Here is a 22,076-nt window from a genome sequence, read left to right on the forward strand (position 1 = left end):
ATACTCCCGCAGGACATTGAACCGAAGAACGCTAACATTTTCGAAGAGTCCAGTTTATCCGCCCCATCAATACACAGCCTTACTTTTTATTGCGCAAATCGAACAGCTGGTGATTGATAGCGACGGTATGCGGGTAGATATCTTTATATACTTGATAGTATTCCTTATAACGCTGCACGTTTTCCGGCTTTGGCTCATATACTTGCCCCGTTTGAATAAACCTATCGGCACATTCTTTTAAGCCAGTGAACCACTCCAAGCCTACTGCTGCAATCATGGCTGCACCCAGGCCGGGGCCCTGTTCACTTTGCAACTTGACCACTTTGGCATTAAAGATATCGGCTTGAATTTGGAGCCACAAATCGCTTTTGGCACCGCCTCCGATGGAAATCACGGTATCAATGGTTTTTCCATAATTGCGGAAAATTCCAACACTCTCATTGATGGAAAAAACAATGCCTTCCATGACCGCGCGGGTAAAGTCACCTTTTTTATGAGAGCTGTCAATCCCCGTAAAGGTCGCTCTAATTTTTGCATCTGCATATGGGGTCCGCTCGCCCACAAGGAACGGAGTAAACACAAGCCCGTTTGCCCCAATTTCCGAAGAAGCCGCTTCCTCTAAAAGCTCATTAAAAGATTGCCCGTCGGCGAAAGTGTCCTTAAACCAGCTCAGGCTGTAACCAGCTGCCAGGGTAACGCCCATTGTATAATAGGAATCCCTTTGTCCATGGTTGAAAAGGTGAACTTTCCCGCCAAAATTTTTATTTTTATCATTTTCGTAAGATAGGAATACGCCCGATGTTCCGATGCTGCAAAGTGCTGTTCCTTCTGATAAAATTCCGGCGCCAATCGCACCGCATGCATTGTCAGCACCACCGGCAAACACTTTCGTTGCGGGAGAAAGTCCGGTACGTTCTGCAATCTCCGCTAAAATCGTCCCAACGAAATCAGCTGTTTCCACTAAAGGTGGACAAATGGAAGCAGGCAACTCAAACGTGCGCAAAATATCGGTGCTCCACGATTTGTTAACTACATCTAGTAAAAGTGTACCTGCGGCATCGGAATAATCCATATGGATGGCACCCGTTAAGCGATAACGTAGATAATCCTTTGGAAGCAGGAAGACACTTGTTTTTTGCAAATTCTCCGGTTCGTTCTCCTTTACCCAGAGAATTTTTGGCAAGGTGAAGCCCTCGAGTGCAGGGTTTTTGGTGATTTCGAGCAGTTTTCCGCCCAATTGCTGATCAAGCTTCTTACATTGCGGGGTGGTTCTCGTGTCATTCCAAAGAATCGCATTTCGAATGACCTGATGGTGTTCATCCAGCAAAACGAGTCCATGCATTTGTCCAGAAAAACTAAGGCCCTCAATATCATCAGGAACCACGCCAGATTCGTCCACCAACCGTTTTAAGGCAACGATCGTTTTTTCAACCCATTCCTCGGGATTTTGCTCACTGTATCCTGGCTGAGGCTGAATGAGCGGATAATCCTCTGAAACGGTTGATAGTACAGTCCCTTTTTGATCAACTAAAATCACTTTCACTGAACTTGTACCAAGGTCGACCCCAATTACATATTTCATCACGATTCCCTCACTTTTTTTTTCAAAGTTGTTTGTGAAAAAACGCTACCCTTCATACTTTTTAAAGGATAGCGTTTTCATTGAATTAAGCAATCTTATTCCAAGTTCCTTCCATTTCCTCCAGCGTCTTCCCTTTTGTTTCAGGCACGAACTTCCAAACAAAAATGGCCGAAAGAACACTCATCAAACCATAAAAACCATAGGTGACCGCACCGCTATAATCCATCATCGCAGGATACGTGGAAGAAATCAGGTAGTTTGCCGCCCACTGTGCCGCAACGGCAATCGCAACAGCACGTCCGCGGATTTTATTCGGGAAGATTTCTGAAATCAAGACCCAGCAAATCGGGCCCCAAGACATCATAAACGAAGCAGTATAGACGATGATAAAAATTAATGTCCCCATGCCGATTACTTCTTTAAAAGCCATCCCTGCAACACCAAACATACCGATCGCCATTCCAATCGAGCCAACGATTAATAATGGTTTGCGTCCCCATTTATCAACCGTCACGATCGCAACAACAGTAAAGACAACGTTGACCAATCCCATGATGGTTGTCTGCATCATCGAAGCATCTTTTCCTGCTCCCATGCTTTCAAAAATCCTTGGAGCATAGTACAACGCCACATTGATTCCGACAAACTGCTGGAAGACAGAGAGAAGAATCCCGATCACAATCACTGTTTTTCCATATGTAAACAGTTTCCCTGATGAATCATTCACCGTTTGTTTAATCTGTCCCAGGATTAATTTTGCTGCCTTGGTCCCATTAATTTTTGTCAAAATACGTAACGCTTTATCATCCTGATTTTTCAATGATAAATAACGCGGTGTTTCAGGCACCGTCAACAGCAACAGCCCAAATAATAAAGCCGGAACGCCACATGAAGCAAACATATATCTCCAGCCTACATCATTCACCCAGCTTTGTGTTTGTCCATGGGAGATGGAAAAGTTAACAAAGTAAGCAACTAGCATACCAAGAATAATCATGAATTGGTTAAAGGATACGAGCCGGCCACGAACATCTGCCGGCGCCACTTCCCCAATATACATCGGGCAAACGGCTGAAGCCAGACCAACACCAATTCCGCCGATAATTCGGTAGATGTTAAAAGCAATCAATAAGCCAATGGTCGGATGTCCCTTTGAAAAAAATAAAAACTCCGGATAAGCGGCTCCCAGTGAGGAGATTAAGAATAAAATGGCAGCCATAATCAGCGAATTTTTGCGTCCAAATTTGGAGGCAAAATAACCGGAGATGATCCCGCCAATAATACAGCCAATTAAGGCACTCGAAATGGTGGCTCCATGAATAAATGGTCCCAAGTGCAAGCTATCAATCAAATAAGCCTTTAATGATTCTTCTGCCCCCGAAATGACAGCGGTATCATAACCAAACAGCAAACCGCCGATTGCGGCTACAAGCGTGATTCCAAAAAGATAAAGCGAGTTTCGTTTTTGCTCCATCGTTCTTCTCCTTTTCTTGTGTTTGGATTTTATAAAAAAAGGACCCGTTTCAGCCTTATGATTTTTCAGTTGACGGGTCCACTATGATGGTTACACTTCTAAAAGGTATTGATTTAAGGTAGCTTTTAATTGCTCTGTCCGACCGGAAACATTTTTAATATGGTCTTTATCCAGAATATAAGCCTCAAGGGTATGGAAGTTGGTGCGTCCTTCAACGATATCTTGGCCGATTCCGCTAGCAAAACTGCTGTAACGCTGCTCAATGAAATCATCAAAGACACGATCTTCGATTAGTTTATGAGCAACCTTTAAGCCTCTTGCAAAAGCATCCATTCCGGCCACATGGGCATAGAATAAATCCTCTGGTTCAAAGGAAGTTCTTCTTACCTTCGCATCAAAGTTTAATCCGCCGTGTCCAAGTCCGCCGTTTTTCAAAATTTCATACATGGCCAGAGTAGTTGAATACAAATCTGTCGGGAATTCATCTGTATCCCAGCCAAGAAGAGGGTTACCCTGATTGGCATCAACAGAGCCTAGGAAGCCACTTGTTCTTGCCACACGCAATTCATGTTCAAATGTATGTCCAGCAAGCGTTGCATGGTTTGCTTCAAGATTTAATTTGAAATAGTCCTCCAAGCCATATTGTCTTAAGAAGGAAATGGTTGTTGCAGCATCTGTGTCATACTGATGTGTAGTTGGCTCTTTTGGTTTTGGTTCGATTAAAAATTGACCGTCAAAGCCGATTTCCTTCGCATAGTCAACGGCCATATGCATAAATCTTGCCAGGTTATCAAGTTCAAGCTTTAAATCTGTATTTAATAAAGTTTCATAACCCTCGCGGCCGCCCCAGAAAACATAGTTCTCTGCGCCAAGTTCTTTCGCTGTTTCCAAGCCTTTTTTCACTTGTGCTGCAGCGTAGGCAAATACATCAGCATTGCTAGTTGTTGCGGCACCATGGACAAAGCGAGGATTACTAAACATATTGGCCGTGTTCCATAAAAGTTTTGTATTAGATGTTTTCATATACTCTTTGATCATTTCAATAATAACATACAAATTTTTGTTCGTTTCTCTTAAAGTGCTTCCTTCAGGAGCAACATCGCGGTCATGGAAGGCGAAAAATGGTACGCCTAGTTTTTCAAAAAGTTCAAATGCAGCTTCTACTCTTGCTTTTGCTAAATCCATACCAGAAAAGCGATTCCAAGGTCTTTGCATCGTCGCAACGCCAAATGGGTCTGTTCCATCTGCTGTAAACGTATGCCAGTAAGCAACGGAAAAACGTAATTGATCCTTCATTGTCTTGCCGCCGATTACTTCCTCTGGATTATAGTATTTGAATGCCAATGGATTTTTTGAATCCTTTCCTTCATAAGCTACCTTGTTTACGCTTTCAAAATAAGTACGCAATGTTGATTGAACCATGTCAATTCCCTCCTAATTTATAAATAAAAATGTTTATTGATGAGTTTTGTTAGTTAGTTTATTGCTTGGATAAACTAACTTGATTACATCTTATAAAATTAAAGCGCTTTTATCAATAGTTTTTTTAAAAATTTTTTTTACATTTATGCTATCAGTTGGCTTATAATATAAATATATTCATAACTGAAGGGTTCAACTTAATTTGTCGGGGAAACAAACGAGGTGTATAAAACTTGGTAACTGCAGATCAAATGTTAGTCAAAAAAATTAATCAAAAAGTACTTTTAGATGAAATCGTTTCCAACTCCCCTATTTCTCGGGCCAGCTTATCGGAAATAACCGGATTGAATAAATCAACGGTTTCTTCGCAAATCAGCACATTAATAGAGAAAAATCTTATTTTTGAAATCGGCCAGGGACAATCAAGCGGAGGAAGAAAACCGGTCATGCTTGTATTTAATAAAAATGCCGGCTTTTCAATCGGAATTGATATTGGTGTGGATGATCTAAATGGTATTTTAACCGATTTGAAAGGAAATATTGTCCTCGAGGATCATCAGCAGCTTGATCACCCTGATGCGGAGACCATTAAAGATCGGCTTTTTTCCATGATTAACGGCTTTATTGGCCAAATGCCGGAGTCACCTTACGGACTTATCGGCATCGGCTTAGGGGTACCGGGACTTGTCAATAATGAACACCAAATCATACTTGCTCCAAATCTCAACTGGTATAAGGATATTGACTTAAAGAAATCGCTCGAACAAGAATTTCATGTACCCGTATTTATTGAAAATGAAGCGAATGCCGGAGCCCATGGCGAGAAAGAATTTGGGGCTGCCAAAAATTTTGAAAACCTGGTATTTGTGAGTGTTGGGACAGGAATTGGGACAGGGATTATCATCCATAACGAATTATATAGAGGGGACATAGGTTTTGCCGGAGAAATGGGACATTTAACGATCGACCTAAATGGACCTAAATGCAGGTGCGGTAACCGAGGTTGCTGGGAATTGTATGCCTCTGAAAAAGCGCTGCTGAAATTCCAGCCTGATCATCTTCAAAAAATAACCAAACAGGAATTAATCAATCTCGCCAACCAAAACGACCCTGAAATCCTAAGCGCCTTGCAAAACTTTGGCTACTACTTGGGAGTTGGGCTGGTAAATGTTTTAAATACATTTAACCCGCAGGCGGTTGTGATCCGCAACGATATCATTGAGGCGCTGCCAATCGTCTTAAACTCGCTGCGAAACTCCATTTCATCAAGAATCATCGATCAATTAGCAAGCAGATATGAGTTGTTGGTGTCATCATTAGGAAAAAATGCAACTGCACTGGGAGCCTCCTCCCTTGTAATCGAACACTTTTTAGAAAACGTGAGTGCTTGAACACTGTATATTAACAGGATTACGGACAGAATTGCTGGTGAAATTGGCAATTTTGTCTGTAATAACGGTGATGACGGACAAAATCCACGGTGGAATAAGCTAAACTGTCCGCAAGAAAACCGATTACAGACAAAATTGTCGGCGGAGCTCGATGAATTGTCCGTAAGACTATAGAAAATGTATATGTTACCTTTTGCCGGGTTCTTATCAGCTTTCGGGCATATAGATCCATTCTATGTTACCTTTTGACATGTTCTATTTAACTTTAGGTCACATAGGGAGGTTCTATATTACTTTCAACCTAATCCAATTCGGTTTTCGGGCGTATAGAACGATTCTCAATGCTAATCCATTTGTTTAAAAAAGCCAATATATACAAAAATCGCAGTGGACTTTTTCATAAAAATTATTGCTTTGAAGCATACAAAGGATTGGCAACTCTCACCAAATCTGCATATTCCACTTTTAACTCTTCAAATGCTTTCAATACATTCATAGGAATATCAACGTGGGCAATATAATTTTTTCCGTTAGGACCGTATCCATTTGCATCATCTAATAATCTTGGAATCTCTCCCATCAATAAAGAAATATACCTTTCGATATCCCACATCCCCCAAATACCTGAAGGTTCAATCATTAACTTTCCATTTTTCACTTCAACTCTAACCTTATACGAAGCAAAATTTATGACTTTAACCTTTGAATCTTGGAGATATTTACGAAAACCAGCATCCATCCTACACTGCATTGTTGAGTCTTGGACAATAATCATATTGTTTGGGAAAAGGTTATTTTGTTTCATAACATCTAACGCATAAGTAATATTATTTCCGCAATTCGTTGAATGACGCTCTAGCAAAATATTGTCAATATCATATTTCCGCTTTAGATACTCACTCATCACATCTGCTTCCGTTTTCCCCGTAGTTACTATTTCGGGATAAGCATGATGTATTTCTCTTCGCAAACTCTCTGTTGTATGTCCTTCTCCACCAACAATCATAAAATTCTTGGCAATATTGTTTGAAATAGCTTTACCAACTACGTCACAGCCATATGCTATACTACCGCCGAATAAAATCAGTAAATCCGTTTGCGAAACTTGGCATTTTTCTTTTAAAGCATTACTCGACAAAGTATCAATATCTCTTTTTCCAAGAAAGTCACCTAATATATTTATGTTTTCAGCAATTTTATATAAATCCATTTAACCCGACCTCCATACATTAAAATACAAGGATTCCATTCCTTTCGCAACTTTAGATCAGCTTTCTAGAATGAAGATTGAAAAAGCGAATGAAAGACAAACAGGAACATAACCAGGGGGGGCTATGTTCCTCAATCTATTTGCTATTATTCTTTACCTAAAGGAGTCAGGGAACTCTTATCGGGTATCTTTACTTTAACCCATTATCCCTTATAAAAAATTGATATAGGTCAATAATGGCCTTTTTTCATGGCCGTGTTAAATTTTCCTGTTGATTGGAGCGAAAGGCTATTTTAATACTTTAATAGTTTACTAGTATTGATGTACATAATACAAAGTATGGAGAGAGCCAAAATTTTTTTGCGGTTCATTTTTTTATACATTTTCTATTATTATTCAATCTGTAAAAGGTAAATGAGAATCTAAAACTTCTTCAGAATCAGCTTCTTTTCTTCTGGGGATAAATAATTCGCCTTTTTGTGATGCCAGATACCAATAATAGATAGACATAATAAAAAACATACATGGGATGCTAGTCCGAACTCGCCATGACAAATAATTACTTCTGACCATTTGTTAGTGACACATGCATTATTTAAGGTTGTGGCTTTTTATGGTTGCGTTGACCCTATAAATAAAAACTGTTTGAATGGATTTGGTGTTAAAACTGCTCCTATAGTGGGACTTAAAGAGGTTTTTGATGAGGATGTCTTACTAAATATATCTCAACTCGATTGTTGGTGAAACTACTCTCATTTTTGATCTCCAAGTAATCTGTTGATTTCGTCATCATCTAATATTGGATTCTCTTCATGCAGTGCGTTCAAGAGCTGCTTTTCTTCATCCGGATCCGTTACCACATATCCATTAGGCTCTTTCACTTGGTCAATCTCAAATAAAAGAAATTTCCGATTATCAACCTGGATATACGCATCACCAGAGCAAATTGCCCTTTTAATCTCTTCGCTTTCAACTTTAATTGGCTTCATAACTCAACCCTCCTGTCTTTGGAATTACCACTATTTTAGCACTTTCACTTTCTATTGGAAACAAAATACAAAAAACAGGTGCCTGACCCCCATTGCATTAAAGTATTACCGCATTGGGGGTCAGGCACCTCAGCTATTTATTTATCATCTTTCAAAGTAAAGACCTCTGAAGGCAACTGCTCCTCTTCACCCTTCGTTGGTTTGCGAAGATGGAAGAATACCTTGATACAGAAAACGACTAAAAGGATGACACCAATTAAAAAGATTGTATCCGGTACGGCTCTGATTAATAACAAGTTATGAACGATACTCTGTCCAAAAAATAGTTTCGGATCACGTGATGCCCAATATCCTTGATTATAAGCCATTTTTAATTGGATAAAACCAATAGGCAGCAGCGAGATAAATACCATTCCTGCGAGCCCGATATTTAGCAGCCAGCAAACCCATTTTAATAATCTATCATTCCATGCCTTCGGTTCCACAATGTTTCTCAATGAGAATAGAAGCAACGAAATAGCGAACATCCCGTAAACCCCCATCATCGATGCATGGGCGTGTGCCGGTGTTAACTGCTGACCGTGCTCAAAGTAGTTGACAGCCGGAAGATTAATCAAGAACCCCATTACCCCGGCGCCGACTAAATTCCAAATAGCTGTTGAAATGAGAAACCAGAATGTTGATTTATAAGGAAAATCAATTCCGCCGTTGCGAAGCATTTTGTAATGTTCATAGGCCTCCAAAATTAACAAAGTAAGAGGGATAATTTCTAAGGCTGAGAAGACAGAACCTAGCCCAATCCAAACCTCTGCCGATCCATTATAGTAATAATGATGGCCGATCCCAATAACTCCGCTTCCTAAAATAAGGGCAATTTGAAAATATAAAGCTTTCACAGTCGAGCTCTTTGTGACAAGCTTCAGCTGCACGAGCAGGAAGCCAATGACGACAACGGCAAAGACTTCGAAAACGCCCTCCACCCATAAATGAACAATCCACCAACGCCAATAATCCGCCATCGTATAATCTGAATCTGGTTGAATGAAAAAGGCAAAGAAATAAAAGGCCGGAACAGCGATCGCTGCATAGAACAAGAGATGGACAAGACCACCTTTATCGGTTTCCCGCTTTAAGGCATTCCTAATTCCTCTAAACATAATATAGAGCCAAATCACCATTCCAATCGCAAAGATAATTTGCCAGAATCGGCCCAGCTCCAGGTATTCCCAGCCCTGGTTACCAAGTAAAAACCACTCGTTGCCTAAATACCCTTTCATACCTAGCCATTGCCCGATTAAACTTCCAAATACTAAAACAACAAGAGCCCAGAAGAGGATGTCCACCCATAAGCCTTGGCGTTTTGGTTCATGGCCGCCAACAAGTGGGGCAATATAAATACCCAATCCGAGCCAGGCAGTTGCAATCCAGAAAATGGCTAACTGCAAGTGCGCTCCTTTGGAAAAACTAAATGGGAACAGTTTCACAATCCACTTCATGCCAAAGAAACTTTCCGGTTCCGTGTAATAGTGAGCTAACAAGGCCCCAAACATGACTTGAATAAAAAAGAGAATCACGACGATGACAAAGAATTTACCTGATTTAACCTGCGAGGATGTAACCGGCATTTTACGCAGGTTGAACTTCGGAAAATTCCCAGGCGTATACGCCTCTTGCATCCCTAAATGATAACGGTAGAACAAAAATAGAATGACGGCCATAAATAATGATAAAAGAGTGATACTGACCCCGCTCCATAAAACAGAACTATAGGTTAACGTATTTCCAGCATCTTGATAATAAGGCCAGTTATTAGTATAGGAGATTTTTTTATCATTTGGACGATCTGTACTCGACAACCAGGCTGTCCAGAAGAAGAAATCGGCGACTTGCGTGATTTGACTCCCATTATCCACCCAGGCACGATTTTTCTTTGGCATATCCGTTTCTTTAATAAGATGTGGCTGTAATCCCCAGCCATCCCCCTTCGTAAAGACATTCCGATAATAGTTTCTGACCTGGTCTAAACCATAAACCTGTGCAGCCGTTAAGACCAATGTATCTGTCTTTTTTGCATAGCGGTTTTGACGTATTTCAGCGACAACTTGGTCACGTATGACCGATTGCTTATCTTTCGTGAGCTTAGCAAATGAGGTGTTCCATTGTTTGTCAGCGTAGAAATTCTGCATTCCTTCTGTATAGATTTTCAACGCCTCTGCCGTGTAATCCGGACCCATGTAGGAACCATTCCCAAGCACGGTTCCATAGTCCATTAAGGCATATTTTTGAAAAACAGCCTGCCCGCCTTCGATGGATTTCTTTGTAAATAACACTTTTCCACTTTGATCCTTAACAAGCGGCCGCGGCGCCTCTGATTTAAAAATCCAATACCCGCCTGCTAGTAATACCGTAAAAGCCAGCAGCAATACACCGATCAGGATGGATTTGATAAAACCATTTTTCGTATGGTTCTTCGAACTAATCTTTGATTGCTTCATTTCCATTCTTGTACCCTCCATTAACTTTAATTATATTTGTGAAACAAATCACAATTGTATACACAGGAATTTCTTGAGGTATCCTTCTAACGCCGTTTACCTCATCGGTCATTCACATACATTGCGCTCATGCTTCCACTCATTCAAAACGGCCTCAGCATTTAATTGCGCTTTTTTCCTCCATATTGATTCCGTTCCACCAACCTCACTACGGAGTGACCTGTAAATTGTTCGATCATAAAAGCTCCTCCTAATTATTTAATTGATAATCATTCTCATTAAAGATTATACTTGTGAGATGATTCACATATGATCACATGGTTTTTTATTTATTGGCTATGCTAATGGCCTCTATTGATTTTTTTAAGCTGATTGACGACCAAGAAGTCCAATAAAGTGAAGGCCCCTCCCCCCAGCACACCTGCAGAAATCAAGTGTCTCGAGTAAAAATCAACAGCCAAATTTTACACAGCCTATTTATTTGTTCATGATAACCAATATAACTCGAACAACATCAAGTTTACCTTTTAATAGGTAGAATAAACCTTGATTTCCATCAACCTTTTAAACTATTTGATATCAAAAAAAAGAGAAGGAAAACTGGTTAAGTTCCCTTCTCTCTATTTGATCCACAGTATATAATAATCAGATATTAGAATCCAGCGAAATCCGTTCCTTTATTTACTAATTGTAATGGAGATGGAATGGAGGCCTTTACAGTTTCCTTATTAATCAATTTTAAGGAGTTGTCCACGCCTAACACACCTTCTTGGGCTGGCTGTTGTGCAATGTCAGCATACATTGTACCATTTTGAACATTGCTGATCGCCTCTTTTTCACCATCAATTCCAATGATAGAGATATCTTTTTTATTGGAAGCTTGAACGGCTTTTAATGCACCAAGTGCCATCTCATCATTTTGTGCAAAAATTCCTTTCACATCCGGTTGGGATTGCAGAATGTTCTGCATAACATTTAACGCTTTACTGCGGTCAAAGTCGGCAGGTTGTTTAGCAACAATCTGAATTCCTTTGGCGGTTGCAATTTCCTTATCAAATCCCTGTTCACGATCTCTTTCTGCAGAAGTTCCGATTACTCCTTGAAGCTCAACTACTTTACCATTACCGTTTAATGCTTTAATTAATTGGTCAGCCGCCATCTTACCAGCCGCTACGTTATCAGATGCAATGAATGTAGCAATCTTGCCTCCTTCTACACTACGGTCAAGTGTAATCACAGGAATATTTGCCTTATTAGCCATTTGTACTGCACTTGTCAGCGATTGACTGGAAACTGGATTTAGAATGATCGCCTCTACCTTTTGTTGAATAAGATCTTGAATTTGAGATAATTGTTTTGCTGCATCATTATTGCCGTCATTAACAATTAGATTTACACCCTTGCTATCTGCTTCTTTTTGGGCTCCATCACGCATTGCTACGAAAAACGGATTGTTCAATGTTGAAACCGCAAACCCAATTGCATGCTTTGCACTACCATTACTTGAAGAAGTACTGGATTTTCCAGATTGTGAACTACAGCCAACTAGTAAACTCGTACCTAACAAACCGATTGCAACAGCTTTTACAATACTTTTTTTCATAAGATTTTCCTCCTAAGGAAATAGAATATAATAGTATTAGTTTGCAAGTTTTATATTAAAATCCTATTGCTACTTTTTCTTACGGTCCAACATAATAGCAATCAGGATAATAACACCTTTAACAGCATCTTGATAGAATGCATTTACATTCAAAAGGTTTAACCCATTATTAATGACTCCCAAAACCAGAGCACCAATAATTGTTCCAATCAATGTTCCTTCTCCGCCCATCAAGCTGGTTCCACCAAGCACTACAGCCGTAATAGCGTCCAATTCATACCCGGTGCCGGCAGTTGGTTCAGCGGATCCAAGTCGTGACGTCAAAATAACTCCCGCCAATGCTGCAAGAAAACCACTGATGACATAAACGACAACTAAATAACGTTTTACCGGGACACCTGCTAAAAATGCAGCACCTTCATTTCCACCTACCGCATAAATTTTTCGTCCTGCAGTCATTCGGTTTAAAAAGATCCATCCAAGAACGATTGCGATGATCATAATCCAAACAGGATTAGGTATGCCCGCCGTTGTACCTGTTCCCAAGTTCATGAAGGAAGCTGGCAAACCAAAAATAGGTGTGCCATGTGTGTAAATTTCCGTAAAGCCGCGGAACAATGTCATCGTACCCAATGTAACGATAAAAGCAGCAAGTTTCCCATATCCAACTAATACACCATTGAAAAATCCTGCTACAACACCGATAAGTAAACCAATAAGGGCAGCAGTCACTGGCGAAAACCCATGAGTCATTAACCCGGCAGTAACTGCACCGGATAGTGCCAGAGTGGCGCCCACAGATAAGTCAATACCACTTGTTAAAATAACAAAGGTCATCCCAATCGCCAGTAGCGCATTAATGGAAGTTTGCAAGGCAATATTGGATAAGTTACCAAATGATAAAAAGCGATTTGACGCGATTGACATAATGATCGATAAAATAATTAACCCAATCAGCGGTCCTAAATGATATTTTTTAAATAATGAAGAAATCAATGGAGTTCCCCTCCTGTCGCAATTTTCATAAATACATCCTGATCGAATGAATCTCGCTGTAATTCTCCGGCAATCGTATGATCCCGCATCACATACACACGATCACTCATTCCCAATAGTTCAGGTAAATCGGAGGAAATTAACAGTATGGCATTTCCATCGGCAACAATTTGATTCATCAGGCGATAGATCTCTTGCTTTGCCCCGACATCGATTCCCCGAGTTGGTTCATCCAGAATAAAGAGCGATGGTTCCGTTGCCATCCACTTGGAAAGAACGACCTTTTGCTGATTTCCTCCACTTAATCTGCCAGCCTGCTGTTCCATTGAATGCGATTTTATTTTTAATTTTGCAATCATTGAACTCGCCAGATTTTTCTCTTTGCCCCGAGCGATAAAACCAAGATTTGAACGCTGTTCCAATGTTGGTAATGCAATATTTTCGCCAATTTGGCAGATAAAACCAATCCTTCTTGTTTGCGGTCTTCAGTTGCAAAGGCAATTCCCTTTTTGATCGCTTCAACCGGGCTCCTGAAGTTGGACTCTTGTTGCTTCCACTTTAAGCTCCCTTTTGTTTTCCGATCCACTCCGAAGATGATACGGGCAACTTCTGTGCGGCCCGATCCCATAAGGCCCCCAATTCCAACAATCTCACCTGCACGGATATGGAGGGAAATATCCTGAACAGCTGATGACGATACTTTTTCAAGCCGAAGTATTTCCTTGCCAATAGAGGCTTCTTCTTTCGGATACCTTTCTGTGACGCTTCGTCCGACCATCAAAGATACCAATTGATCCTCAGTGGATTCTTTAATCAACCGTGTGTCTATGTACTGGCCATCTCGCAGTACCGTTACCCGATCAACTATGGCAAATAGTTCTTCCATTCGGTGTGAGATATAGATAATCCCTACATTGGACGACTTTAATGTTTGGATAATTTCAAACAGACGCTCTGTTTCACGATCTGTTAGTGCTGCCGTCGGCTCATCCATGATCAAATAACGAACATCCATCAATAAGGCTTTCGCAATTTCCACCAATTGTTGTTCACCGACACTTAATTCTTTTACGATCGTATTCGGATCTTTATTTAGCATTAACCGTTGCAGAACTTCTTTTGTGAGTTCACGAAGTTGCTTTCTGTCGATAAATCCCTTTTTAGAAAAAAGCTTTTCGTGGCCAATCAATAGGTTTTCCGCAATGCTCAAGCTTGGAAATAAACTGATTTCCTGATGGATCATTTCAATCCCATATTTGCGTGCATCATGGATGGAATGAAGGGAAAGCGGCTGGCCATCAATTTTAGCAGTCCCGCTATCAGGTGCATAAACACCCGTCAATATTTTCATTAGTGTCGATTTCCCGGCACCATTTTCACCTAATAATGCATGTACTTCTCCTGGGTAAATATCCAATTTTACATTTTTTAATACGGATACACCCGAAAATGATTTATTTATACCTTCCAGTTGTAGTAAACCACTCATTTGAATCCCTCCTAAAAGGGTACACCTGCAACCAAGATAACGTTGGCGTAAGGTGTCCATTCTCCTGTTCGAATAACCGTGACAGCCCGTTCACTCATTTTTTTAAAATCTGTATGCAGAACAAATTCATAAGGCTTGTCAACAATTTGCTGAACACGGTTCAACAACGTTGAATTTGTTTCCTTCAATTCTGTTGCCACAACATATGATTCGATGACAAGTTCCTCTGCAATGGTCTGAAGCGTATCTTCAAATGAAACAGTTCCAGGCCTCAATGCGAGGTCAATCAGGTTCACTCCTGGCGGTATTGGCAATCCATTATCAGCAATGACCAACATATCGCCATGCCCCATTGCCGAAATCACTTTGTTCAATTCACTGTGTAATAAACCTGTCTTTTTCATGGTAAATTCACCCCGATTTCAGCTAGTTCCTCACTATTTGGAAAAGAAGACTGAGCACCTTTTCGTGTTGTAGTGAAAGCAGCTGCCTGATTAGCAAAGCGGACAGCATCTAAAAGATCTGTGCCTGAGCAATAGGCGACTGCAAATGCAGCAACAAATGTATCACCCGCACCAACAGTATCAATTGCATTTACTTTCACAGCTTCAACATGACGGGAGGCATCCTGTGTATGTACCCAAACACCGCTCGCACCGCGTGTTTCTAAAATCATTTTAATCCCCAGGGTAAACAGTTTTTCCAGTGGTAATCCGTTTTCCTGTAACTTCTTTAATTCAGTTTGATTCGGTACTAAAATATCAACATGCTGCAGGAACTCAATTGGCAATTCACAAACGGGTGCAGGATTTAAAATCACTGGAACACCTGCTTTATGAGCAATTTGAGCAGCCTTTGCGACGGACTCCAGCGGAATTTCAAGCTGAAGCAACAATGCATCCGCCTGCTCAATTTTTTCAATGTGAACTTTCTCCAATACATCTGGGCTGAACCTCGCATTAGCACCCGGAATGACAACAATTTCATTCTCACTTGAATCCTCTACCAGGATAATGGCAGCACCTGTAGGTGAATCTTCTATGGTAACAAGATTAGAGGTCAATACCCCGACATTTTCTAACGATTCTCTTAACATGCCGCTATAAGAATCAGAACCTAAACAACCAAACATCGTTACCTTCGCACCAAGTTTCGCAGCAGCAACTGCTTGATTTGCACCTTTTCCTCCGGGATATACAACAAAATCATGAGACATTATCGTTTGTCCTGGTTGTGGTAACGTTTCCACATAGGCTGTTAAATCTGCATTTAAGCTCCCGACCACTGCAATATTAGGAATTTTATCTGTCATTTCTCAAATGCTCCTTTATTATCAGTCGTAACCATTTACCTAAATTGTGGTAACGTTTCCATATTGTTCATGAATCAGCTTTAAGGCTCTAAAATCTTTGTATATTCCTGATTTCATTCCTTAATGCTGCATGATTAATGTTGATTATTTGGATTAACATCTACATTTATGGTAACGTTTCCACAATGCTTAAAAAATATGTTATGAGATTCTTAATTATTCTTCTGTCATTCGTTGTGTAGACGAACGAACCAGTAATTCAAAATTAAATACCTCTTTAATACGTCGTTTGCTCGGATTTACAATCTCCTCCAATAGCAACTGACAGGCTCTTCTTCCCATTTCATAACCTGGTTGAAAAATAGTTGTTAAAGTTGGTGATGTATATGCGCCTGATCCAATTCCATCATAGCCGACAACACCTAAGTCTGTCCCACATTTGATGCCTAATTTTTCACAAGCTTGTAAAACACCAATCGCCATTAGATCATTAGCTGCAAAAATAGCATCCGGCCGATGGCTGCCTTCCTGTTCGAGAATTTTCCATGCAGCTTCATAGCCCCCGCTTCTCCTGAAATCTGATTCCACGATTTGTGGTTCGTGATGCCCAAATTCTTCAACGGCTTGCATATATCCAGCCAAACGTGCCTTTGCAGTCCTTGCACTTGTTGGTCCACTTATGTGTACTACTCTCCTATATCCCATTTCATATAAATGTTTAGTTGCAGTATAAGCCCCCAATTCATTATCAACCCATACTGAATGGCCTGCTTGAACCATTTCACGATCCACCGAAACAAACGGCATCTTGCCAATTATTTTCAGCAAATCACTTTCCAAACTGCGGCTCCCGACTAGAACAACACCTTCACATCTTTTTTCAATTAATAAAGAAATGTACATGTCTTCACGTTCAATTTTCCAATCGGAATTGCAAAGGATAAGATTATAATTGTTTTCAATTGCCTCATCCTCTACTCCCCGTGCAATATTCGGGAAAAATGGATTGGAAATATCGGGTATCACAAGACCAAGCGTATAAGTCTTACCACTAACCAGCCCTCGGGCTATATTACTAGGACGAAATCCAAGAATATCCATGGCGTTCAAAACATTTTTTCTTTTGTCATCGCTTACATAACCATTATCATTAATTACACGCGAAACAGTGCTAACAGAAACACCTGCTTCTCGTGCTACATCCTTTATAGTTGCCATGGTTTCCACTCCTAATGTGGTAACGTTTTCATAAGTATTTTAAACCTTACCTGGAATTCCTGTCAATAGTTTTTTATTTATTGGCTATGCTATTGTTTACAAGCCTATTGACGACCAAGAAGGCAAAAAAAAGCATCAAACCCCAAGGATTTGACGCACGATCTTTTACATTTTGGACGTCGTTGTGTATTTCTCGAGTTCTTCTTCTTTGAATCCAATAATGACTTTTTCTCCATCTGTTAATATTGGTTTTTTCAGTAACATTCCATCAGATGATAGCAAATCTAGTAATTCTTGATCGGTTGCTGTCTTTAATTGATCCTTGATTCCTAACTCGCGGTATTTTTTCGTGCTAGTACTGAAAAAATTCTTTAATTTCAACCCGCTTTTTTCATACAGTTCCTGTAATTTTTCTCGAGATGGAGGGGTTTTTACAATATGAAATGGCTCATATGTTACTTGATGTTCATCTAACCACTTCTTTGTTTTTCTACAGGTTTGGCATTGTGGATGCCAATATAAAGTTAATCCCATCTTATACTCCCTCCCTTGTTTATTCTTCTGTTAAGCAGCGTATTACATATATATTGGTTTCCTCATTTGCATTCACAAAACCAATCTTCTCAGTTCCCAGAACATGAATGATATTACCTTCTTTTATTTCTGTTTCTTTCCCATCAGAAATGAACGTTCCTCCACCTTTAAGAACGTGAAAAAACATCAATGAATGTGGATGATAATGTTCAGGCATCATTTGTTTTGGTAAGAAATTCAACAGAAAACCGTTGGTAACTCCATTCTTGTAAAAATCTACTTTTGCAAATCCTCTGTCTCTAAATCTCTTAAATTCCGAAATTTCCATGTTTTCCAATCCGATCCACCCCTGTGTGAGATATTGAACTGCTTTTAGTATTTTTCATTTGGTAGAAAATCATTATAAAAAGGAAGCCAATATTACCGTCTTTCCTAAATTAACTCTGCCAACTTTTTAAGTACAACCGTTGATAGGACATCAATAAATTCTTCATTTGCATTAGGCATTTTTGGGCGATAATAGGCTGTTCCCAAATCATCTGTTACTGCATAGCATTCAATATCATTATCATAAAGTACCTCAAGATGGTTACAAACAAACCCAACTGGTGCATAGACAAATGCCTTATATGGATGTTCTTTGAACAATTCTCTTGTTAAGTCCTGCACATCTGGGCCAAGCCATGGATCCGGCGTTTTCCCAGCACTCTGCCAACCAACCGTATAGTTTAGAATACCGGCACTTTCTGCAATTAAGTCCGCTGTTTCCTGCAACTGCTCGGGATAAGGATCCTGAAATTGGAGAATTTTTTCTGGCAGGCTATGTGCTGAAAAAATAAGCATCGAATCTGCTCTTTCTTCTGCCGGCATTCTGTCATAGACTTGTTGGATCATTTTACTCCAGAACGAAATAAATTTAGGCTCTTTATACCAGCTATCAATTGTAATTATGTTAGGTCCGCCTATTTTTTCCGCTGCTGCTTTTGCCCTTTCGTTATACACTTTCACACTAAAGGTTGAAAAATGTGGAGCAAGGACTAAACTTACAGCTTCCTCCATTCCATCTTCATGCATCTTTGTAACAGCATCTTCTATAAAAGGTTCTATATGTTTTAACCCCAGATACATCTTAAATTCAATTTCATCCTGGGTTTCATTTAAGTGTTTTTCAAGTTTTGCAGCTTGCTCCCTCGTAATTTTTGCTAGCGGAGAAATTCTGCCAATTGCCTCGTATCGATCTCTTAAATCCGTCAGCAGTTCAGCCGATGGCTTTTGTCCGTGTCGTATATCTGTATAATACCGTTCTAAATCCTCTTCTTTTTCCGGAGTGCCATAGGCCATGATGAGCAGGCCCATTTTCTTTTTCACCATTTTTCCCGCACCTCTTTTATATATATACTCTTTGAATTAGAGTTGATTTCCCTCGGCTTACTTTGAGCCTTAATAGAATGCCCTTGAGACATTTCTCAAGGGCAACAGGTAAACTGGGGAAGTTTACTTCTATAAAAGGGATGTAAGTCAGTAATGATCATAACTTATGATTCCTAAAAAAGTATTGACGGCCGTCAATTTTTTCTATAATTTCGTCCAAATAGAAGTTGGTTATAAATTTCCAAAAAAAATTGATCTTGGTCAAGGGAGCAATCCTCGGTATGAACTAGAATGAAGGCATAGCAAGAAGGAGCCTAAACAAATAACTTTTTAAAAATACCGAGGAGGATTTTATCATGAAACAAATTATCGCTATCAACAGCCAAACAAAACTGGGTGAACTAGTCACGTATTTCCCTGCCATTACTTCACGCCTGAATGAACTCCACATTGACTATTGTTGTCAAGGTGATCGTACACTTGAAGCTGCCATTGAAGCCGCAGGGATCACATCAGATTTCATTACTGAAGTACAGAATGGATACGACGAATTTTTAGCTAGACCTGACAAAGAAATACCTGTAACAGAGCTTTCAGATGAAGAGCTTATCGATCTCATCCTTGATACCCACCATCAACCGGAGCGTGTTCTGTTAAAGGAATTGGAACAGCTCATGAATAAGATTTTGCTTGCTCACTATGATCATGATAAAAATCTGGTTTTGATGCTGCACCGAAGCTTTAACGAATTAAAAATGGAGTTAGAGGAGCATTTCGTTAAGGAAGAAAGAGAAATTTTTCCAGCAATGCGAAAACCTAATAAAACTTCGGAAGACAGGTTGGCAATCGGTTCAATCATTCATGAATTGGAAGCTGAACACGATGGTGCCGGGGATATTATTAAACATTTAATGAAAGAAACCGACGATTTCACACCGCCAGAGTTCGCTTGCCCCACTATGATGGCTGTGTATGCGAAACTCCATGAATTGGCAGATGATATTTTCCTTCATATTGCAAAAGAAAACAGCGTTCTTTTCAAGCGTTACGAATAAAATTCCTTTATAGTAAAAATGACTGCATCCAACCTGATGCAGTCATTTTTTATCTATTAAACCATTTTTTCAAAGTGAACTCGTTTGTTGACCACGTACATGACCAGCATCCCAGCTGCCATGACGACGAATTCTCCGATCGCGGTAGTGAGCCAAGTGAACAGGAATGGCAAGTGAAAAGCCAAATTCAACTCCAAGGCAATGAAGAACATGGTAACCGTGAAGACGAGCGTATTGACGATCATTCTGGCCCACATCCCTTTGACAAAATGGGAAACAGAAATGGTAATCAGCAGGGCAATCAAGGATTGGCCGACACCGAAAATGAGGTCATAAGCTTTCATCGGCGAAAAGAATAAGTTCGTTAAAAATACACCCAGAATGATGCCGTAGAGGTATTTTTTATTAAAAACAATGAGGTGATTGAACATTTCGGAAACCCGAAACTGGATTTGTGTAAACCCAAACGGCTGAATCAGAGCCGAGACGGCAATGTACAGAGCTGCCAAAACACCATTGGTGACAATTGATTTAACTTTCATCTAAAAATCTCCTTAGTTTTTTTTCGTGGGAGGTTCTCGAACCACGTTTTCACAGATTAAAATTTTAGTATAAAGAAAGAAATAAAGCAATAACCCCCCGAGGGAAGAATCCGCTGCTTATTTTGCTTGTGCTCATTCACTTTCCCCAAGAACGGGCAGAACCGAAACTTCCCGTTTTTCCAATGCTTTTATATGTGGCATCCCCTCTCAGCTTTCCATATCTTGTATACTCTATAAACTACGTGTAAATAGGGTAATCATTCAACTTGAAAAACTAATGACAAACGTAACTATCGGAACCTTAATTATCTTGTTAAACTTCAAATGGATTGATAAATAATCATTTGAAATGGAGGAATTTCCTTGAATTTTCCACAGTTAAAAATTGGACATATGACTCCAAAAGTACCCATTCTCCAGGGAGGTATGGGTGTAGGTATATCATTGAGCAAACTTGCTTCAGCAGTTGCAAACGCTGGGGGAATTGGAATTATATCTGGTACAGGAATTTCCGTTGATGAAATGCGTACCCATATTCGCAAAGCTAAAAACTCGATCAAACAAGGATACATTGGTGTAAATGTTTTATTTGCCATGAATGATTTTGCTGAAAAAATGAAAGCCGCTCTCGAGGAAAAAGTAGATTTCATTATTTCCGGAGCAGGAATTTCAAGAGATATGTACGCATGGGGCAAACAAGCCGGGATTCCAGTTTTATCTATTGTTTCTTCTGCTAAACTAGCCAAAATTTCCGAAAGACTTGGAGCAGCTGCTGTTGTCGTTGAAGGATTCGAAGCTGGTGGACATCTTGGAACAGACAGGCCTATGTTTGATATTCTTCCAGAAGTAGTCGAAGCTGTTTCCATACCTGTCATTGCTGCAGGTGGGATTTTGACTGGCGAGGATATTGCGAAAGCTCTTGAAATGGGGGCATCTGGTGTACAAATGGGCACAAGATTTGTCGCAAGTCACGAATGTGATGCTCCTTTGGCCTTCAAGCAAAAATATGTCGATGCAAAAAAAGAAGATATTCGTCTAATTAAAACATCCGTAGGTCTGCCAGGAAGAGCGATATCGAACTCTTTCCTTGATAAGATCACTGGTCCTGACAAAGTAAAAATAAAATCATGCCAAGATTGCCTCAAAAATTGTTCATACAGCTTCTGCACAATGGATTCTTTGTTAAACGTTGTAAATGGTGATGTGGAAAATGGACTGGTCTTTGCGGGAGCGAGAGTCCACGAAATAAAAGAAATTCTTTCTGTCCAACAAATCATTGATAACCTTACTGCAGAATATCGTGAAGCAGCTGGGTTGATGCTGGCCCATGCATGACTTGAAATAGGCCGACACTATTGCCGAGTGAACTACCCACCTTTGATAGCTCAAATCA

The 22,076-nt window shown here is 40.0% G+C and carries 20 protein-coding genes and 1 riboswitch; of the genes, 3 read left to right on the top strand and 17 right to left on the bottom strand.

The window, feature by feature from the left end; all coding sequences use genetic code 11:
* Nucleotides 1-79: 79 nt before the first annotated feature.
* The 3 genes from xylB to xylA form a co-directional block, all read right to left on the bottom strand.
* A complete protein-coding gene (xylB, locus tag RCG17_RS11035; protein WP_308175201.1) occupies nt 80-1,582 on the bottom strand; it encodes a xylulokinase in 1,503 nt (500 codons plus the stop codon).
* Nucleotides 1,583-1,667: 85 nt separating this feature from the next.
* A complete protein-coding gene (xylE, locus tag RCG17_RS11040) occupies nt 1,668-3,125 on the bottom strand; it encodes a D-xylose transporter XylE (RefSeq protein ID WP_308175817.1) in 1,458 nt (485 codons plus the stop codon).
* A gap of 21 nt (nt 3,126-3,146) precedes the next feature.
* The gene (gene xylA / locus RCG17_RS11045) at nt 3,147-4,478 is read right to left on the bottom strand and encodes a xylose isomerase (protein ID WP_308175202.1); all 1,332 of its coding nucleotides are present in this window, start codon (nt 4,476-4,478) and stop codon (nt 3,147-3,149) included.
* A 251-nt stretch (nt 4,479-4,729) separates the two neighbouring features.
* Here xylA and RCG17_RS11050 point away from each other — a divergent pair, with 251 nt between their 5' ends.
* Complete coding sequence (locus RCG17_RS11050) at nt 4,730-5,869, top strand: ROK family protein (RefSeq protein WP_374120951.1); 1,140 nt, start codon at nt 4,730-4,732, stop codon at nt 5,867-5,869.
* 406 nt (nt 5,870-6,275) lie between these two features.
* Here the strand turns inward: RCG17_RS11050 and RCG17_RS11055 are convergent, their stop codons facing one another.
* The 13 genes from RCG17_RS11055 to hemH all read right to left on the bottom strand — a co-directional run bounded on the left by RCG17_RS11055 (nt 6,276) and on the right by hemH (nt 19,086).
* Complete coding sequence (locus RCG17_RS11055) at nt 6,276-7,079, bottom strand: ElyC/SanA/YdcF family protein (protein WP_308175204.1); 804 nt, start codon at nt 7,077-7,079, stop codon at nt 6,276-6,278.
* A gap of 752 nt (nt 7,080-7,831) precedes the next feature.
* Entirely contained in the window at nt 7,832-8,068 is a 237-nt protein-coding gene (locus RCG17_RS11060; protein WP_308175205.1) for a hypothetical protein, read from the bottom strand.
* A gap of 137 nt (nt 8,069-8,205) precedes the next feature.
* Nucleotides 8,206-10,569 carry a nitric-oxide reductase large subunit gene (locus RCG17_RS11065; protein ID WP_308175206.1) on the bottom strand — a complete coding sequence of 788 codons (2,364 nt, stop codon included), beginning with the start codon at nt 10,567-10,569 and terminating at the stop codon, nt 8,206-8,208.
* A 646-nt stretch (nt 10,570-11,215) separates the two neighbouring features.
* Nucleotides 11,216-12,166 carry a D-ribose ABC transporter substrate-binding protein gene (locus RCG17_RS11070; protein ID WP_308175207.1) on the bottom strand — a complete coding sequence of 317 codons (951 nt, stop codon included), beginning with the start codon at nt 12,164-12,166 and terminating at the stop codon, nt 11,216-11,218.
* 69 nt (nt 12,167-12,235) lie between these two features.
* Entirely contained in the window at nt 12,236-13,093 is an 858-nt protein-coding gene (locus RCG17_RS11075) for an ABC transporter permease (protein WP_308175818.1), read from the bottom strand.
* 65 nt (nt 13,094-13,158) lie between these two features.
* Nucleotides 13,159-13,584 carry an ATP-binding cassette domain-containing protein gene (locus tag RCG17_RS11080; RefSeq protein ID WP_308175208.1) on the bottom strand — a complete coding sequence of 142 codons (426 nt, stop codon included), beginning with the start codon at nt 13,582-13,584 and terminating at the stop codon, nt 13,159-13,161.
* Nucleotides 13,518-14,651, bottom strand: a complete 1,134-nt coding sequence (locus tag RCG17_RS11085; protein WP_308175209.1) for a sugar ABC transporter ATP-binding protein — start codon at nt 14,649-14,651, stop codon at nt 13,518-13,520. The genes RCG17_RS11080 and RCG17_RS11085 overlap by 67 nt, the downstream gene beginning before the upstream one ends.
* 11 nt (nt 14,652-14,662) lie before the next feature.
* Entirely contained in the window at nt 14,663-15,055 is a 393-nt protein-coding gene (gene rbsD / locus RCG17_RS11090; protein ID WP_308175210.1) for a D-ribose pyranase, read from the bottom strand.
* Nucleotides 15,052-15,963 carry a ribokinase gene (gene rbsK / locus RCG17_RS11095; RefSeq protein ID WP_308175211.1) on the bottom strand — a complete coding sequence of 304 codons (912 nt, stop codon included), beginning with the start codon at nt 15,961-15,963 and terminating at the stop codon, nt 15,052-15,054. The genes rbsD and rbsK overlap by 4 nt, the downstream gene beginning before the upstream one ends.
* A gap of 216 nt (nt 15,964-16,179) precedes the next feature.
* Complete coding sequence (locus tag RCG17_RS11100; protein WP_308175212.1) at nt 16,180-17,181, bottom strand: LacI family DNA-binding transcriptional regulator; 1,002 nt, start codon at nt 17,179-17,181, stop codon at nt 16,180-16,182.
* Nucleotides 17,182-17,346: 165 nt separating this feature from the next.
* The gene (locus tag RCG17_RS11105; RefSeq protein ID WP_308175213.1) at nt 17,347-17,715 is read right to left on the bottom strand and encodes an arsenate reductase family protein; all 369 of its coding nucleotides are present in this window, start codon (nt 17,713-17,715) and stop codon (nt 17,347-17,349) included.
* Nucleotides 17,716-17,734: 19 nt separating this feature from the next.
* The gene (locus RCG17_RS11110) at nt 17,735-18,043 is read right to left on the bottom strand and encodes a cupin domain-containing protein (protein WP_308175819.1); all 309 of its coding nucleotides are present in this window, start codon (nt 18,041-18,043) and stop codon (nt 17,735-17,737) included.
* A 104-nt stretch (nt 18,044-18,147) separates the two neighbouring features.
* Nucleotides 18,148-19,086, bottom strand: a complete 939-nt coding sequence (hemH, locus tag RCG17_RS11115; protein ID WP_308175214.1) for a ferrochelatase — start codon at nt 19,084-19,086, stop codon at nt 18,148-18,150.
* A gap of 356 nt (nt 19,087-19,442) precedes the next feature.
* Here hemH and RCG17_RS11120 point away from each other — a divergent pair, with 356 nt between their 5' ends.
* Complete coding sequence (locus RCG17_RS11120) at nt 19,443-20,141, top strand: DUF542 domain-containing protein (RefSeq protein WP_308175215.1); 699 nt, start codon at nt 19,443-19,445, stop codon at nt 20,139-20,141.
* Between the two features lie 56 nt (nt 20,142-20,197).
* Here the strand turns inward: RCG17_RS11120 and RCG17_RS11125 are convergent, their stop codons facing one another.
* Entirely contained in the window at nt 20,198-20,683 is a 486-nt protein-coding gene (locus RCG17_RS11125) for a QueT transporter family protein (protein ID WP_308175216.1), read from the bottom strand.
* Between the two features lie 6 nt (nt 20,684-20,689).
* A riboswitch (PreQ1 riboswitch) is annotated at nt 20,690-20,734 on the bottom strand.
* Nucleotides 20,735-21,076: 342 nt separating this feature from the next.
* Between RCG17_RS11125 and RCG17_RS11130 the strand changes: the two genes are divergently transcribed.
* Nucleotides 21,077-22,018 carry an NAD(P)H-dependent flavin oxidoreductase gene (locus RCG17_RS11130; RefSeq protein WP_308175820.1) on the top strand — a complete coding sequence of 314 codons (942 nt, stop codon included), beginning with the start codon at nt 21,077-21,079 and terminating at the stop codon, nt 22,016-22,018.
* Nucleotides 22,019-22,076 lie beyond the last annotated feature (58 nt).

Origin of the sequence: Neobacillus sp. PS3-12 (genome assembly GCF_030915385.1) — a bacterium.
Classification (GTDB): Bacteria; Bacillota; Bacilli; order Bacillales; family Cytobacillaceae; genus JAEVLT01.

Excerpts from the sequence above, each read along its gene's own strand:
- RCG17_RS11070 (WP_308175207.1), bottom strand. The coding sequence starts at position 12,166 with ATGAAAAAAAGTATTGTAAAAGCTGTTGCAATCGGTTTGTTAGGTACG.
- RCG17_RS11050 (WP_374120951.1), top strand. The coding sequence starts at position 4,730 with ATGTTAGTCAAAAAAATTAATCAAAAAGTACTTTTAGATGAAATCGTT.
- RCG17_RS11120 (WP_308175215.1), top strand. The coding sequence starts at position 19,443 with ATGAAACAAATTATCGCTATCAACAGCCAAACAAAACTGGGTGAACTA.
- xylB (WP_308175201.1), bottom strand. The coding sequence starts at position 1,582 with ATGAAATATGTAATTGGGGTCGACCTTGGTACAAGTTCAGTGAAAGTG.
- RCG17_RS11055 (WP_308175204.1), bottom strand. The coding sequence starts at position 7,079 with ATGGATTTATATAAAATTGCTGAAAACATAAATATATTAGGTGACTTT.
- RCG17_RS11085 (WP_308175209.1), bottom strand. The coding sequence starts at position 14,651 with ATGAGTGGTTTACTACAACTGGAAGGTATAAATAAATCATTTTCGGGT.
- rbsK (WP_308175211.1), bottom strand. The coding sequence starts at position 15,963 with ATGACAGATAAAATTCCTAATATTGCAGTGGTCGGGAGCTTAAATGCA.
- RCG17_RS11060 (WP_308175205.1), bottom strand. The coding sequence starts at position 8,068 with ATGAAGCCAATTAAAGTTGAAAGCGAAGAGATTAAAAGGGCAATTTGC.
- RCG17_RS11125 (WP_308175216.1), bottom strand. The coding sequence starts at position 20,683 with ATGAAAGTTAAATCAATTGTCACCAATGGTGTTTTGGCAGCTCTGTAC.
- xylA (WP_308175202.1), bottom strand. The coding sequence starts at position 4,478 with ATGGTTCAATCAACATTGCGTACTTATTTTGAAAGCGTAAACAAGGTA.
- RCG17_RS11105 (WP_308175213.1), bottom strand. The coding sequence starts at position 17,715 with ATGGGATTAACTTTATATTGGCATCCACAATGCCAAACCTGTAGAAAA.
- RCG17_RS11110 (WP_308175819.1), bottom strand. The coding sequence starts at position 18,043 with ATGGAAATTTCGGAATTTAAGAGATTTAGAGACAGAGGATTTGCAAAA.
- RCG17_RS11075 (WP_308175818.1), bottom strand. The coding sequence starts at position 13,093 with ATGTCAATCGCGTCAAATCGCTTTTTATCATTTGGTAACTTATCCAAT.
- rbsD (WP_308175210.1), bottom strand. The coding sequence starts at position 15,055 with ATGAAAAAGACAGGTTTATTACACAGTGAATTGAACAAAGTGATTTCG.
- RCG17_RS11100 (WP_308175212.1), bottom strand. The coding sequence starts at position 17,181 with ATGGCAACTATAAAGGATGTAGCACGAGAAGCAGGTGTTTCTGTTAGC.
- RCG17_RS11130 (WP_308175820.1), top strand. The coding sequence starts at position 21,077 with ATGACTCCAAAAGTACCCATTCTCCAGGGAGGTATGGGTGTAGGTATA.
- hemH (WP_308175214.1), bottom strand. The coding sequence starts at position 19,086 with ATGGTGAAAAAGAAAATGGGCCTGCTCATCATGGCCTATGGCACTCCG.
- RCG17_RS11065 (WP_308175206.1), bottom strand. The coding sequence starts at position 10,569 with ATGGAAATGAAGCAATCAAAGATTAGTTCGAAGAACCATACGAAAAAT.